The organism is Marinobacter sp. 3-2, assembly GCF_003751355.1.
In the GTDB taxonomy this organism is placed as follows: Bacteria; Pseudomonadota; Gammaproteobacteria; order Pseudomonadales; family Oleiphilaceae; genus Marinobacter; species Marinobacter adhaerens.
The window spans coordinates 488,304-502,884 of the sequence record NZ_RJUQ01000011.1; the positions used below are offsets into that span (position 1 = coordinate 488,304).

Sequence of the window (14,581 nt, forward strand, 5' to 3'; positions counted from 1 at the left end):
CTGATCCGACCTACGCAGGGCTGTTTTCTTTTTTATGGTTTGTGCGGTGCTTCGAGGTATTCCCGGGACTGCATTTCCAGCAGTCGGGATTCGGTACGCTCGAATTCGAAGCCGAGGCGGCCACCGGTGTAAAGCTCTGTGATAGGTGCCGCCGCCGAGATGATGACTTTAACGTTGCGGTCGTAAAATTCGTCAATCATATTAATGAACCGGCGCGCCTGATCGTCTTTTTCTTTGCCCAGAACGGGCACGTTGCTGACGATGATGGCGTGGAACTGCCTGGCCATCTCGATGTAATCGTTCTGGCTTCGTGGGCCGTCGCAGACGTCTTTGAAATCGAACCAGACCACGTCGTCTGCGTGCGCCTGGGCCGGAATTTTACGGCCATTGATTTCCATCGTTTTGCTGTGTTTTCCGGCCTCAACCGCCAAAGCATCGAAACTTTTTCGCAGGCTGACATCCGCATCTTCATCGAGAGGCGAATGGAACAGCTCCGCCTGCTCGAGCGTCCGCAACCGATAGTCTACGCCGCCATCAACGTTGACCACATCGGTGTGCTTTTTGACGAGCTCAATAGCGGGCAGGAACCGGGCGCGTTGGAGACCATCCTTGTAGAGACCATCCGGGACGATGTTGGAGGTACATACCAGGGTGACGCCGCGACTGAATAAACCATCCATGAGAGTGGCAAGGATCATGGCGTCGCCAATGTCGGACACAAAAAACTCGTCGAAACAGATAACGCGAGTTTCATCCGCAAACTTCTTGGACACGAGCTCCAAAGGGTTTTTCTCGCCCTTGAGCGATTTGAGTTCGCTGTGGACACGCTGCATGAAACGGTGGAAGTGAACCCGCATCTTGCGATCAAAAGGCAGCGACTCGTAAAAAGTGTCCATGAGGTAGGTTTTGCCACGGCCTACCCCACCCCAGAAATACAGGCCCTTGACCGGCTCTTCCTTGCCTTTTTTGAGCTTGCGGAAAAGTTTGGCCTTGGGCTTGCTGCGATCCCTTTCGGCTTCAACAAGTTTGTCGTACAGTGACTGAAGGCGCTTGACCGCATCTTCCTGGGCCGAGTCCTTCTGGAAATCCGGGCGTTCAAGATCCTTCTGGTAACGTTGCCAAGGGGTCATGGTCGCACTGGTTTCGGAGGACATCGCAGCTGTCATCAAGGTATTCCCGGAAGTTGATCGTAAATTTGGGCGCCGTATTGTCTCGCATTTGGCGATTTTTCGCCACGTTGGCCGCCTGGGCAGCAATACGACGATTGGCGCAGGCCACAATCATGGGATGATGGAGCCTGGGGCGTTATACTCGTCGAACAGGGGCTTGGCTCACTTCTAGGTAAAAGGACGACACAGCATATGACAAACCTGATTCTGGCAGCGATTGCCGCATTGGTTGTTGGCATTGTCATCGGGGTATTTGTTGGCCGTTCCGGGCAGGGAACGTCGCTTCGGCAGCGCCGGGCGGAACAGCAGATTGAGGAACTGAGAAGCGAATATACCCGCTACCAGGCCCAGGTGAACGAGCATTTCATGGAGTCGGCCCATTTGCTGCGCCGCTTCAACGATGCCTACCGCGATGTGAACCAGCATATGGCACGCGGCGCCAACCGGCTTTGCAATGACGAAGACTGGATGGAGGAGCTGGCGCAGGAGACTTCGAAGAAGCGCCTGGAGGAGGTTCGCGAAGACGCTTCCGAGCCGCCGCGGGATTATGCGCCGAAGACAGATCCCAAGGATTCCGGCACGCTTGCTGAGGACTTTGGGCTCAAGAAGGGTGACAAGGCTCAGCAGGCCTAACTCGCATAGTTCTGGTAATTCGGCTTGCTGCAGGACTGATGGTTCGGGAGAGGGAGCCTGGTATGTACCCCTTTCCGGGAACCGCTACGAGCACATCCATGTGCGCTTGACGTCGGCCATCCTTGGCCGCCGACATTCCCGGAAAGGGGCACACACCACGCTCCATCTGCTTCTGTGCAATTCGCGCCCTGCCTTCGCCTAATCACCTGTTCCTGATTAGACAGGGTTATCGCAATCAATAAATTTGTGGTTTACCCCAAACGCCTCCTCCAACGCCTTCCCTAGAGCCTGAACGCCGTACCGCTCAGTAGCGTGATGCCCGGCAGCGTAGTAATGAATGCCGCACTCCCTTGCTGTATGCGTCGTCGGCTCCGAGATTTCACCGCTGATGTAGGCATCGAGGCCAGCGTCCAGAGCAGTGTTGATAAACCCCTGAGCAGCGCCGGTGCACCAACCTACCCGTTTGATCGCAGCCGGACCCTCGCCAACCCAGAGCGGTTCACGGTGAAGCTGTCTGGCGATGTGAAGACCGAATTTCTCGGGAGACATCGCTTCTTCCAGCTCGCCTTCCCAAACCAGACCACCTAACGGACGCGGATTCTTGATGTTGAGAATATTCGCAAGCTGACGATTGTTGCCGTATTCGGGATGGTCATCCAGCGGGAGGTGGTAGGCGACCAGATTGATATCGTTGTCGAGAAGCTGTTTCAAGCGTTCACGTTTCATGCCCTGGATTCGCTGGTCCTCACCTTTCCAGAAGTAACCGTGGTGGACCAGGATCATATCTGCGTTTGCTTCAATGGCGGCTTCGATGAGCGCTTTTGAGGCTGTCACGCCAGAGACGACGGTATTGATTTCGGACGTGCCTTCAACCTGCAGGCCATTCGGACAGTAATCCTGGAAATTCTCTGGCTGCAGCCATTCGCCGATTTTCTTAAGGATGTCGTTTCGTTCAGCCATCAGTAATCGCTCCGGACTATTTTTGAGAAGTTCGACGAGCGAGGCGGGCACCCCTTTCCGGGAATGTCGGCGGCCAAGGATGGCCGACGTCAAGCGCACATGGATGTGCTCGTAGCGGTTCCCGGAAAGGGGTGCCTGCCTTGCGCTGCCCGCTAGCCCAAAGGCTAGAGTGATTCGAGCCCAGCAATCAAAGCATCGTTCTGCTCAACAGTGCCGATGGTGATGCGCAGGAACTCGCTGATTCGGGGCTTGTTGAAGTGCCGAACGATAATGCCCTGCTCACGAAGGCTCTTCGCCAAAACCTCACCCGGCTGGTCTTTATGACGGGCAAAGATAAAGTTTGCCTTTGAGGGTAACACTTCAAAACCCAGCCCCTCGAGAGCGGCCGTTACGCGCTCCCGTTCGGAGATCACGCCATCGCAGCACTTCCGGAACCAGGCCTCATCCTCGTAGGCCGCTTTCGCACCGGCCAGGGCCAGGCGGTCCAGCGGGTAGCTGTTGAAGCTGTTCTTCACCCGGTTCAGGGCCTCGATCAAGTCCGGATGACCGACGGCAAAACCTACGCGCAATCCCGCCAGTGAACGCGCCTTGGAAAGCGTTTGGGATACCAGCAGGTTCGGGTATTTGTTGACGAGGGTGATTGCCGACTCGCCGCCGAAATCAATGTAGGCCTCATCCACCACCACGACGCGGTCCGGGTTGGCCGCCAGGATCTCTTCAACATGCTGCAACCCGAGATACCGACCGGTTGGCGCGTTTGGATTCGGGAAGATCACGCCGCCGTTGGGTTGTTTGAAGTCCTCCGGGTTGATTTCAAAGCTTTCTGTCAGTAGTACTTTTTTGCTCTCGATGTTATAGAGGCCGCAGTAAACCGGATAGAAGCTGTAGGTGATGTCCGGGAACAGGATCGGTTCGCCGTGCTGGAACAAACCGAAGAAGATGTGTGCGAGGACTTCATCGGAGCCGTTGCCGAGGAAGATCTGTTCCGGCGTTATCTTGTGGTAAGCCGCAATGGTCTCGCGCAGGCTTTCGCCTTCCGGATCGGGATAGAGGCGCAAGCCGTCGTTCAGTTCGGCCTGGATGGCTTCGATGACTTTTGGTGAGGGGCCGAAGGGGTTTTCGTTGGTGTTCAGCTTCACCAGGTTGGCCATTTTTGGCTGTTCGCCTGGGACGTATGGAACCAGGTCGTTTACCAGGGGGCTCCAGAATTTGCTCATCGATTATGCACTCCATTTGGTGCAGACGGGCGACAGGCAGGTCACTCTCCGAGAACCGCTACGAGCACATCCATGTGCGCTTGGCGTCGGCCATCCATGGCCGCCGACATTCTCGGAGTGTGACCTGCCCGCCGCCCTGCATACATAGGGGGTGAAGTCTTTTAATCTTTAATACGATATTCCGCCGACCGGGCGTGTGCCGTTAAGCCCTCGCCGCGGGCCAGAACCGACGCCACCCGACCCATGCGGTCTGCACCGGCAGCGCTGAAGCCGATGATGGAGGACCGTTTCTGGAAGTCGTAGACGCCCAGCGGTGAAGAGAACCGTGCGGTGCCGCTGGTGGGCAGCACGTGGTTCGGACCGGCGCAGTAGTCACCCAGGGCTTCGGCGGTGTAGCGGCCCATGAAGATGGCGCCAGCGTGGCGAATGTCATCGAGCATGGCCTCGGGGTCTTCAACCGACAGCTCCAGGTGTTCCGGGGCTATGCGGTTGGACACTTCGGCGGCTTGTTTCAGGTCGGCGACGTGGATCAATGCGGCGCGGTCGGTCATGGAGGTGCGGATGATGTCGGCACGTTCCATGGTGGGAAGCAGTTTGTTGATACTGGCTTCGACGGCATCCAGGAATTCGGCATCTGGGCTGATCAGGATGGACTGAGCTTGTTCGTCGTGTTCTGCCTGGGAGAAGAGGTCCATGGCGATCCAGTCGGGATCGGTCTTTCCGTCACTGATCACGAGAATTTCCGACGGGCCGGCAATCATGTCGATGCCGACAACGCCAAACACTTCACGCTTGGCGGTGGCAACGAAAATATTGCCGGGGCCGACGATTTTATCCACGGCCGGGATGGTTTCTGTACCGTAGGCCAGCGCGCCTACGGCCTGGGCGCCGCCAACGGTGAATACGCGGTCGACTCCGGCAATCGCTGCCGAGGCCAATACCATGTCGTTCACCACACCATCCGGCGTTGGAACGACCATCACCACTTCACTGACGCCGGCGACCTTTGCCGGAATAGCGTTCATGAGCACGGATGAAGGGTAAGCAGCCTTGCCGCCGGGCACGTACAAGCCCGCCCGGTCCAATGGCGTTACCTTCTGGCCAAGCACGGTTCCGTCTTCGTCCTCATACTGCCAGGACTTCTGGTTCTGGCGTTCGTGGTAGTCGCGAATTCGCTCAGCCGCTTTTTCAAGGGCAACCCGCTGGTCCTGGGGAATCGCATCCAGGGCCTGCTGCAAACGGCTTTGGTCCATTTCCAACTCGGCGACGGAGCCAACCTTCAGGCGATCGAATTTCTCGGTAAATTCCAGAACCGCCTGGTCACCCCGGGTTTTCACCTCATGCAGGATATGGCGCACCGACTCGTTCACCTGATGATCAACGCTATCGTCCCAGGCCAAAAGTTTGGCCAACGCATCATTAAAGTCACTTTGGGAAGCGTTCAATCGGGTGATCTTGGCGGTCATAACTCAAATCCTGTATGGGATTAACGACTAACTGACTCTGGCCGGCACTGACATTAGGTCCGGCGTTTATCCACAGCTGCGGACATCTTTTCGATTATGGGGTTAATACGCTCGTGTTTCATCTTCATGGAGGCACGATTGACAACCAGCCGGCTGCTGATGTGCTCAATCAGTTCCCGGGCCTCGAGACCGTTCGCCTTCAGCGTGTTGCCGGTGTCGACAATGTCGACGATCTCGTCGGCCAGCCCGAGAATCGGAGCCAGCTCCATGGCGCCGTATAACTTGATGATGTCTGCCTGACGGCCCTGGGCCGAGTAATATCGGCGGGCCAGGTTTACAAATTTTGTTGCCACCTTGATACGACCGGATGGCGGAGTCTGATCTTTCGGGCCGGCGGTCATAAGACGACACCGGGAAATGTTCAGATCCAGTGGCTCATACAGCCCTTCCCCACCATGCTCCATCAGCACGTCCTTGCCGGTCACACCAAGGTCCGCCCCGCCGTACTGAACATAAGTCGGCACGTCTGTGGCCCGGATAATCAGAACCCGAACATTGGGGTCCGTTGTCGGGAACACCAGTTTGCGCGACTTTTTGACGTCGTCGATCAGTTCGATTCCTGCTTCCGCCAACAGCGGCAGGGTTTCTTCCAGGATTCGTCCCTTCGACAAGGCGATGGTTATGGAATCTGTCATGGATTCTTCCGGTTTCCCGTAGTGTCTGGATAGATGTCTTTCACGCTGGCAGGCGGCGGATGGTGGCACCCAGCAACTGCAGTTTCTCTTCGATACACTCGTACCCGCGGTCTATGTGATAGATGCGATCTACGATGGTATCGCCGTCGGCCATGAGGCCGGCGATGACAAGGCTTGCCGAGGCCCTGAGGTCCGTGGCCATAACCGGCGCACCGGTGAGGTGGTCCACGCCCTTGATGATCGCGGCGTTGCCCTCAAGCGTGATATCCGCTCCCATGCGGATCAGTTCCTGAAGGTGCATGAACCGGTTCTCGAACACGGTTTCCACAATGGTACCGGTGCCCTCGGCCACGGCATTCATTGCAGCGAACTGCGCCTGCATGTCGGTCGGGAAGGCCGGATATGGCGCTGTACGCAGGCTAACCGCTTTCGGGCGATTGCCTTTCATGTCCAGTTCAATCCAGTCCGGGCCGGTGTTGATGTGGGCGCCGGCCTCTTCAAGCTTGAGCACAACGGCTTCGAGCAGGTCTTCCCGGGTATCCTTCAGTTTGACCCTACCGCCGGTTGCAGCCGCAGCGACGAGATAGGTACCGGTTTCAACACGGTCTGGCAGTACGTTGTAATGGCAACCGTGCAGGCGCTCAACACCGTTGATTTCGATGGTGGCGGTACCGTGACCTTTGATGTCTGCGCCCATGGCGATCAGACACTCGGCGAGGTCAACAACCTCCGGCTCGCGGGCCGCGTTTTCCAGGATGGTTTTTCCGTCTGCCAGGGCAGCCGCCATCATAAGATTCTCGGTACCGGTTACGGTGACCGTATCCAAGAAAATGTGCGCGCCTTTCAGACGACCGTTGGTCTTGGCCTTGATGTAGCCATTCTCGACCTTGATGTCCGCGCCCATCATTTCCAGGCCATGGATGTGAAGGTTCACCGGGCGACTACCGATCGCACAACCGCCGGGCAGGGATACTTCTGCTTCGCCGAAGTGAGCGACCAGAGGACCCAGCACCAGAATGGAGGCCCGCATGGTTTTCACCAGCTCGTAAGGGGCATGGAAGTGTTTGATGGTGTTGGCATGGATTTCCACGCTCATTTTCTCATCAATGATCACTTCAACACCCATGCGACCCAGAAGCTCGATCATGGTGGTTACGTCGTGCAGGTGCGGTAGATTGCCTACGGTTACCGGCTCATCCGCCAGCAGAGTTGCTGCGAGGATCGGCAGTGCGGCGTTCTTGGCACCGGAAATCCGGATTTCACCATCCAGAGGCTTGCGGCCTCTGATCAGAAGTTTATCCACAATAAATATCCTGTTTTGTCCGGGCCGTTCAGCCCTGGCGCTCAGCCCATTCGGCCGGAGTAAATGCTTTTGGATGAAGGGCGTGAATCGAGCCATCCATGATCTGCTGGAACAGCGCCTTGTTGATCAACTGCTGGCGCTTGATAGTCGGCAGGCCTTCGAATACGTCACCCACCACGACGACCAGGTAATGGGTACCATCAACCTGTACCTGAACTTCACAGCCGGGCAACGCTTCTTTGACCAGCTCGGTGACTTGGGCGGCATCCATAGAAAATCCTCGGGTGTTTTGAAATCAGGGGCGAGATTGTAACCAATTCCGGCGCTCGGGTCAGCTTTAGCGTCCGGTCAACAAAGGGAGCGAGGCCGGAATAATCAGTGGGCGGGATGGACGGCTTCCGGACCAAACCCCTCAAGCTGATCATCAAGATTACTCAGGGCCGCCAGCGAGGCCAGACGGCCGCTGACGCCCCGAAACGAAAGGGCAACGCCCGCCTGATGCGCCAGGCGCTGCCAGCAGAGCAGCATGGAGAGAACAGCACTGTGGGCCGTCACCAGCCCATCAAGGTCGACGACCAGATCGGCAGAAGCCAAACGGATCAGCTTCTCACCCTGCTTTCTCAAGCCGACCACGGTGTCTGTGTTCACTTCACCGGTCACGACAAGCAAGCCGTCCAGGAGCTGAACCACAGGCGAGCCGCTGGTCATGATTGGTTGCCTTCCTGATCGAGGTTCAGACTTTCAACAGCGTCGCTCCACCCATCAATCACCGCCTGGATCTGGCCACGGTTTTCTTCCATTTCCTGGCCGAATCGATCCCGGAAAGCCAGGCCTATGTTGACGCCCTCAACAATGACGTTTTCCATCAGCCACTTGCCCTCCGCCGTCTTGTACATTGAATAGGTCACCGGGTAGCGATTACCGGAGGCACTGATCACTTCCATTTGCACAGAGGCTCGATCGTCACTCTGGGGGTTGATGGTCGCCTCCTTCACCTGGATTTCGAAATTCTCGGCATTGACCAGCGCCTGGGCATAGCTGTCAAACAAACTGCGCTTGAATTTGGCCACGAACTCGTCTCGTTGCTCAGGCGTAGTCTGGCGTGCGTAACGACCCATCACCCTGGCAGCGATGCGGCGGAAGTCGACAAAATCGGTCAGAGCCTCATCCATGCTTTTATAAAAAGCCTCTGGATCCCGCTCATAGAGTCCGCGCTCCTCGTTCAGCTTGTCCACCAGACGCTGGGTATTGTTGTCCACATACTTGCGAAGCTCCTCAGCTTCACTCGCCTGGGTCGGCGCGACCAGAGCCAGGGCCATGAAGAGGCCGATCAGAATGTGGTGTCTCAGTGCAAACATCAGGATCTCCTGTTTGATCTTTCCGGCCCGAATCAACGGCCCGATGCAAAGTTACTGATCAGCCGTTCCAGGTTCATGGCCGACTGTGTCGAATAGAAGGTATCGCCCTCTTTCAGCGAATCCATCTCGGCGCCAATCGATATATCAATGTACTGCTCGCCGAGCAGGCCGGATGTACGTATAACTGCGGAACTGTCCGACGGGATATTGTCCACGTCCGAATGAATCGACATCTCGACCCGAGCCTGGAAGGTTTCCGTGTTCAGGCTGATGGATTCGATGGTGCCAACCGTTACCCCGGCCATCGAGACCCGACCGCGGGGCGTGAGCCCGCCCGTATCGTTGAAATTGGCGTAAATGGTATAGGTGCTCTCGGCCGACTTCGGCGACAGCCCGCTAACCTGCAGCGCCAGGAAAAGCAGGGCTGCGCAGCCTGCTATCATGAACAGGCCAACTACGATTTCAGTGGTTCTCTGTGCCATTTCAGGCTCCGGTAATATCTCGTTGATCGATGTTTCAGAAATCGCCAAACATGACAGCGGTCAGTACAAAATCCAGCCCCAGCACCGCCAGCGATGAGTACACCACCGTCTTGGTGGTCGCCGAACTGATACCTGCCGATGTCGGCACGCAGTCATAGCCCTGGTACACCGCGATCCAGGCGCAAACAAAACCAAAAACAACGCTTTTGATGACGCCGTTCAGGACGTCATCCACAAAATCCACAGACGACTGCATGTTGCCCCAGAAGGAGCCTTCGAACACACCCAGCCAGTCCACACCCACAAGCATACCGCCCCAGATGCCGACTACCGAGAAAATCACCGCCAGTACCGGCATGGCAATAAACCCGGCCCAGAGGCGAGGCGCAATGACACGCCGCAGCGGGTCTACACCCATCATTTCCATACTGGATAGCTGTTCGGTGGCTTTCATCAAGCCAATCTCTGCCGTCAGAGCCGAACCCGCGCGGCCGGCAAACAGCAATGCTGTCACCACCGGGCCAAGCTCACGCACCAGGGTCAGCGCAATCATCTGGCCGATGGCCGCTTCCGAGCCGTAGTCGCTCAGAATAGTGTATCCCTGAAGCCCCAGCACCATGCCGATGAACAGGCCCGACACCACAACAATGGCCAGAGAGAGCACGCCAACCGCATAAATCTGTTTCATCAGAAGCGGGAAGCCCGTTGCCGGCCGGGGAACACCGCCCAGAACGCCCGCCAAGAAACGACCGGAACGACCGAATGAAGAAACGATATCCAGCCCAAGGCGTCCGAATGCCGCTATTCTGTCAATCAAGAGGCACCTCCCGTCAGGCCGAAGTCACGGGCAGCGCCTTCTGCCGGATAATGGAACGGCACCGGACCATCCGGCTGCCCCTGCAGGAATTGCTGGACCTTCCCGGAAGGATGCTCCCGGAGCTCCTCCGGTGTGCCCTCACCGATTACCTTGCCATCCGAAATAATGCAGGCGTAATGGCAGATGCTCAGGGATTCGGGTACATCGTGGGAGACCAGCACACTGGTCAGTCCCATGGAGCTGTTCAGATCCCGTATCAGCTTGACCAGCACGCCCATGGCAATCGGATCCTGGCCGGCGAAGGGTTCGTCGTACATGATCAGTTCGGGATCCAGGGCAATACTACGGGCCAGGGCAACCCGGCGGGTCATCCCCCCGGACAACTCCGAAGGCATCAGCTGGCGAGCGCCGCGCAGGCCAACAGCTTCCAGCTTCATCAGAACAATGTCGCGGATCATGTCTTCCGGCAACTTGGTGTGCACGCGGAGCGGAAAGGCAACGTTCTCGAAGACAGTCAGGTCGGTAAACAGCGCCCCGCTCTGAAAGAGCATGCCCATCCGTTCGCGGAGACTGTAGAGAGCCTTGCGTTTGAGCTTTGGCACCTCGTGACCGTCCACCATGACACTGCCGGAATCTGGCTTGAGCTGACCACCGATCAGACGCAGCAGCGTGGTTTTACCGGTTCCGCTGGGCCCCATAATGGCAGTGATTTTGCCGCGGGGAATATCCAGACTGACACCGTCGAAGATACGGCGCCCTGAACGGGAGAACACGACATCCTTGAGCGATATGTAAGCCGGTGAATCCATAGTCCCTACCTTTCAAAGAGGCGCTACATTATGCCATGGAGCGCCCGAGCTCAATCCAAAGAGCGCAAAATGTACTGATAGCAATGATCAGTTTGACTGAACTTCCTGTAACCGGGCATCGTTGCCGGGGGAAAATGGTATACTCTGCCCCACATTTTCAATGTCCCGATAGCCAGGCCCTTAGCCCGATGACCGAACAGACTGCCCACGATTTCCGATCTTCTGCCATCCGCGCCATTCGCATCGAGCGTGACGCCATTGATGCACTTGAAAGCCGGATCGACGACCAGTTCACCCGTGCCTGCGAAGTCATCATGAACTGCAAGGGCCGTGTTGTAGTGACCGGCATGGGAAAATCCGGCCACATCGGCAACAAGATAGCGGCCACCCTTGCCAGCACCGGTACACCGTCGTTTTTCGTGCATCCCGGAGAAGCAAGCCACGGCGACATGGGGATGATCACACCGCAGGACGTTGTCATCGCCATTTCCAACAGTGGCAACACCAGCGAGGTGGTCACGATTCTGCCCCTGATCAAACGTATGGGCGCCCCGCTGATCAGCATGACCGGCAATGCCACGTCCACCCTGGCCCGGGAAGCCGTCGCCAACCTGGACGTCAGCGTCATGGTGGAAGCCTGCCCCCTGGGCCTGGCGCCCACCTCCTCAACAACCGCCACCCTGGTCATGGGGGATGCACTGGCCGTTGCACTGCTTGAGGCCCGCGGATTCAGTGCCGAGGATTTTGCGTTCTCCCACCCCGGAGGCAGCCTTGGCCGCCGGCTGCTGCTTCGGGTTTCCGACATCATGCATACAGGCGATCAGATTCCCGTTGTTAACGAGGGCACACCCCTGAGCGGCGCTCTCCTTGAAATCTCCCGCAAAGGTCTGGGTATGACCACCGTCGTAAACGGGGAAGGCACGCTTACCGGCATATTTACGGACGGTGACCTGCGCCGGACTCTGGACCGGTCGGTTGATATTCATCATACGCCCATCAACGAGGTGATGACGCGGAATGGTAAAACCATCCAAGCTGATCATCTGGCGGCGGAAGCGCTGAATATCATGGAGGAAATGAAGATCAATGCCCTGCCCGTGACGAACGATAGCGGTGCTCTAATCGGCGCCATCAACATGCACGACCTGCTGCGGGCCGGCGTCATCTGATGGGCCATGAGGAGTTTTTCGACATGAAGCATCAATGGCCTGAGCCACTGCTGGAAAAAGCCGCCAAAATTCGACTGATCGCACTGGATGTGGACGGCATCATGAGCGATGGCAAGCTTTACTTCAGCGCTAACGGTGATGAACTCAAGGCGTTCAACATCTTGGACGGCCTGGGACTCAAGCAACTCATGGCAGCCGGCATTACTGTGGCCGTTATTACCGGTCGGAAGTCACCCCTGACCGAAAAGCGCATGCGGGATCTGGGCATATCGCATCTGATGCAGGGGCGTGAGGACAAGAAAGTGGCCCTGCAGGAACTGGTCAGCACCATGGATCTCAGCCCTGCGGCCATCGCCTACATGGGTGATGATCTGCCAGACCTGCCGGCGCTCCGGTTTGCCGGGCTGGGAATCACCGTACCCAATGGTTACTGGCTGGTGCAGCAACATGCCGATTACTGCACCCGAACCCGGGGTGGCGAGGGCGCGGTGCGCGAAGCCTGCGACCTGCTGCTGACCGCCCATGGCAAGCTTGATGCTGCGCTTGCACCCTACCTGGAGCTAGAGGCGTGAACTGGCTCCCGGACCGGCCCTGGCTGCGAACACTGGCGCTGGCTGGCACTGTGGTGGCCGCGGTCTTTTTGCTCTGGCAAAGCGATGAACCGCCGGTCATTGATGATGAGGCAGCCGCGCTACGGGGCGATGCCGAACCGGACGGCTTTGTGGTCAATGGCAATTACACGTCATTCGACGAATCGGGCAAGCTGAAAATCCGGTTCTCCAGCCCCCGCATTGAGCAGTTTGAAGAAGGTAACCTGGCCACCATGGAGTCTCCCCGTGCCGAACTGTATGGCGGCGACAATGTTCTGCCCTGGATTGTTGAAGCCGAGAATGGCAGCCTGCTGCAGAACCAGAACCTGGTCTATCTCACTGACAATGTCCGGATTCAGCGCAGTATTGGTGAACGGAACGCCACTCTGACAACATCAACACTGACGCTGGATAATGACCGGGGCATGGTATATACAGACGCACCCGTAGAAATACGCGACGTTACCGGCATAACCCGGGCCACGGGCATGAAAGCGTGGATTGACGAGCGGATTCTGGAACTGAACTCCCAGGTGGAAGGACGCTATGAAACCGGAAACTAACCGATACCGGAGCCTGCTGGCCGCCCTGCTGACAGTCGCAATGGCTGGCCCGGTGGCGGCTTTCGACCTTGATTCCGACATCCCCATCAAGGTTACCGCCGACAACGCCCGCCTGGACGATGGCCAGGGCATTGCCACTTACACCGGCGATGTGGAACTTGAACAAGGCAATACCCGCCTGAACGCGGAGCGTGTGGTCCTGTACCGTACAGAGAACGGCCTGAGCCGCATCGAGGCCTCGGGAACCCCCGCAAGATACAGGCAGCCGGCGCGCGAAGGTGAAGGTGAAACCGACGCCCGCGCCCTGAATATTACCTGGTCCGCCACCGACAGCCAGCTGACCTTTGAACGGGAAGCGGTGATTGAGCAGAATGGCAACCTGTTCCGCGGCGACGTGATTCACTATGATACCGCTGGCCGCGTTGTAACCGCAGAAGGCGGCGCCGAGACCGGCGATGGCACTGGCCGGGTAGAAATGGTGATCCAGCCGCGAAGCGCCGACAGACGCACTGACAAACAGGAAACCGATGGCAGTTCTGAGAGCCAGTAACCTGGCAAAGAGTTACAAGCAGAAAAAAGTGGTTATCGATGTGTCCCTGGAAATCCGAAGCGGGGAAATTGTCGGACTGCTAGGCCCCAACGGCGCCGGGAAAACCACCTGTTTCTACATGATCGTGGGGCTGGTTCCTGCCGATCACGGGCGGATTACCATCGACAGCCGGGATATTACGCCGCTGCCGATGCACGGTCGGGCCCGTCAGGGCATCGGCTACCTGCCACAGGAAGCCTCGGTTTTCCGCAAACTGTCTGTGCGCGACAACATCATGGCGATCCTTGAGACGCGGCAGGGCCTGAGCAAGGCAGACCGGCAGAAAAAGCTCGAGGAGCTGCTGGAGGAATTCCACATCACCCATATCCGGGACAGCGTTGGTATGGCCCTGTCCGGTGGTGAGCGGCGACGGGTGGAAATTGCCCGGGCCCTGGCCATGGAGCCGGCTTTCATCCTGCTGGATGAGCCCTTCGCCGGTGTTGACCCTATATCCGTCAGCGACATCAAACACATTATCCGGCATCTGCGGGACAAAGGGATTGGCGTGCTGATCACCGACCATAACGTGCGCGAGACTCTCGATATCTGCGAGAACGCGTACATTGTTTCCGGCGGGCACATCATCGCCTCCGGCAATGCTGATGCGATCCTGGCCAATCAACAGGTCAAGGAAGTCTACCTCGGGGACGAATTCAGGCTGTGACAGTGAATGGCTCATTGTTTTGATGATCTGTAGCAAGTAAACTCGGCAAAGAACTTGCTAGGGTAAAGAAAAACCGCGGCAAGTAACCGGCATATAA

18 protein-coding genes are annotated in these 14,581 nt (G+C 57.4%); 6 read left to right on the forward strand and 12 right to left on the reverse strand.

All coding sequences use genetic code 11. The features are described 5' to 3' along the window. Positions 1-32: 32 nt before the first annotated feature. A complete protein-coding gene (gene zapE, locus EDB94_RS04020; protein WP_169702221.1) occupies positions 33-1,130 on the reverse strand; it encodes a cell division protein ZapE in 1,098 nt (365 codons plus the stop codon). A gap of 231 nt (positions 1,131-1,361) precedes the next feature. Here zapE and EDB94_RS04025 point away from each other — a divergent pair, with 231 nt between their 5' ends. After that, the gene (locus tag EDB94_RS04025) at positions 1,362-1,802 is read left to right on the forward strand and encodes a YhcB family protein (RefSeq protein ID WP_008170195.1); all 441 of its coding nucleotides are present in this window, start codon (positions 1,362-1,364) and stop codon (positions 1,800-1,802) included. A gap of 216 nt (positions 1,803-2,018) precedes the next feature. Here EDB94_RS04025 and EDB94_RS04030 read toward each other — a convergent pair whose 3' ends face one another. From EDB94_RS04030 to EDB94_RS04080, 11 genes are all read right to left on the reverse strand, one after another. Then, positions 2,019-2,762, reverse strand: coding sequence for a Nif3-like dinuclear metal center hexameric protein (locus EDB94_RS04030; protein ID WP_108017527.1), 744 nt, complete (start codon positions 2,760-2,762; stop codon positions 2,019-2,021). Between the two features lie 164 nt (positions 2,763-2,926). Beyond that, complete coding sequence (gene hisC / locus EDB94_RS04035; protein ID WP_108017528.1) at positions 2,927-3,979, reverse strand: histidinol-phosphate transaminase; 1,053 nt, start codon at positions 3,977-3,979, stop codon at positions 2,927-2,929. A 161-nt stretch (positions 3,980-4,140) separates the two neighbouring features. Next, positions 4,141-5,445: a histidinol dehydrogenase gene (gene hisD / locus EDB94_RS04040; protein ID WP_108017529.1), complete on the reverse strand. Its 1,305-nt coding sequence runs from the start codon at positions 5,443-5,445 to the stop codon at positions 4,141-4,143. Positions 5,446-5,498: 53 nt separating this feature from the next. Then, positions 5,499-6,140 (reverse strand): ATP phosphoribosyltransferase, encoded by a 642-nt coding sequence (gene hisG / locus EDB94_RS04045; RefSeq protein WP_014577730.1) that lies wholly within the window; start codon positions 6,138-6,140, stop codon positions 5,499-5,501. Between the two features lie 40 nt (positions 6,141-6,180). After that, on the reverse strand, positions 6,181-7,443 hold the full coding sequence (gene murA / locus EDB94_RS04050; protein WP_014577731.1) for a UDP-N-acetylglucosamine 1-carboxyvinyltransferase: 1,263 nt from the start codon (positions 7,441-7,443) through the stop codon (positions 6,181-6,183). 28 nt (positions 7,444-7,471) lie between these two features. Beyond that, positions 7,472-7,714: a BolA family protein gene (locus tag EDB94_RS04055; RefSeq protein ID WP_008170179.1), complete on the reverse strand. Its 243-nt coding sequence runs from the start codon at positions 7,712-7,714 to the stop codon at positions 7,472-7,474. Between the two features lie 104 nt (positions 7,715-7,818). Continuing rightward, the gene (locus tag EDB94_RS04060; protein ID WP_108017530.1) at positions 7,819-8,151 is read right to left on the reverse strand and encodes a lipid asymmetry maintenance protein MlaB; all 333 of its coding nucleotides are present in this window, start codon (positions 8,149-8,151) and stop codon (positions 7,819-7,821) included. Continuing rightward, positions 8,148-8,801, reverse strand: coding sequence for a phospholipid-binding protein MlaC (locus tag EDB94_RS04065; protein WP_108017930.1), 654 nt, complete (start codon positions 8,799-8,801; stop codon positions 8,148-8,150). The genes EDB94_RS04060 and EDB94_RS04065 overlap by 4 nt, the downstream gene beginning before the upstream one ends. 32 nt (positions 8,802-8,833) lie before the next feature. Then, complete coding sequence (gene mlaD, locus EDB94_RS04070; RefSeq protein WP_008170174.1) at positions 8,834-9,283, reverse strand: outer membrane lipid asymmetry maintenance protein MlaD; 450 nt, start codon at positions 9,281-9,283, stop codon at positions 8,834-8,836. A 34-nt stretch (positions 9,284-9,317) separates the two neighbouring features. After that, positions 9,318-10,100 carry a lipid asymmetry maintenance ABC transporter permease subunit MlaE gene (gene mlaE / locus EDB94_RS04075; RefSeq protein ID WP_008170172.1) on the reverse strand — a complete coding sequence of 261 codons (783 nt, stop codon included), beginning with the start codon at positions 10,098-10,100 and terminating at the stop codon, positions 9,318-9,320. After that, complete coding sequence (locus EDB94_RS04080) at positions 10,097-10,909, reverse strand: ABC transporter ATP-binding protein (RefSeq protein WP_108017531.1); 813 nt, start codon at positions 10,907-10,909, stop codon at positions 10,097-10,099. Before EDB94_RS04080 ends, mlaE begins: the two co-directional genes overlap by 4 nt. A gap of 188 nt (positions 10,910-11,097) precedes the next feature. Between EDB94_RS04080 and EDB94_RS04085 the strand changes: the two genes are divergently transcribed. Genes EDB94_RS04085 through lptB form a run of 5 tightly spaced genes read left to right on the forward strand, consistent with a single transcriptional unit; the run spans position 11,098 to position 14,484 of the window. Beyond that, on the forward strand, positions 11,098-12,078 hold the full coding sequence (locus EDB94_RS04085; RefSeq protein WP_108017532.1) for a KpsF/GutQ family sugar-phosphate isomerase: 981 nt from the start codon (positions 11,098-11,100) through the stop codon (positions 12,076-12,078). 23 nt (positions 12,079-12,101) lie between these two features. Then, positions 12,102-12,650 (forward strand): HAD family hydrolase, encoded by a 549-nt coding sequence (locus tag EDB94_RS04090; protein WP_260312509.1) that lies wholly within the window; start codon positions 12,102-12,104, stop codon positions 12,648-12,650. Further along, positions 12,647-13,231: an LPS export ABC transporter periplasmic protein LptC gene (gene lptC / locus EDB94_RS04095; protein ID WP_108017534.1), complete on the forward strand. Its 585-nt coding sequence runs from the start codon at positions 12,647-12,649 to the stop codon at positions 13,229-13,231. Before EDB94_RS04090 ends, lptC begins: the two co-directional genes overlap by 4 nt. Next, positions 13,215-13,781, forward strand: a complete 567-nt coding sequence (gene lptA / locus EDB94_RS04100) for a lipopolysaccharide transport periplasmic protein LptA (protein ID WP_108017535.1) — start codon at positions 13,215-13,217, stop codon at positions 13,779-13,781. Before lptC ends, lptA begins: the two co-directional genes overlap by 17 nt. Beyond that, complete coding sequence (lptB, locus tag EDB94_RS04105) at positions 13,759-14,484, forward strand: LPS export ABC transporter ATP-binding protein (RefSeq protein WP_014577739.1); 726 nt, start codon at positions 13,759-13,761, stop codon at positions 14,482-14,484. Before lptA ends, lptB begins: the two co-directional genes overlap by 23 nt. Positions 14,485-14,581 lie beyond the last annotated feature (97 nt).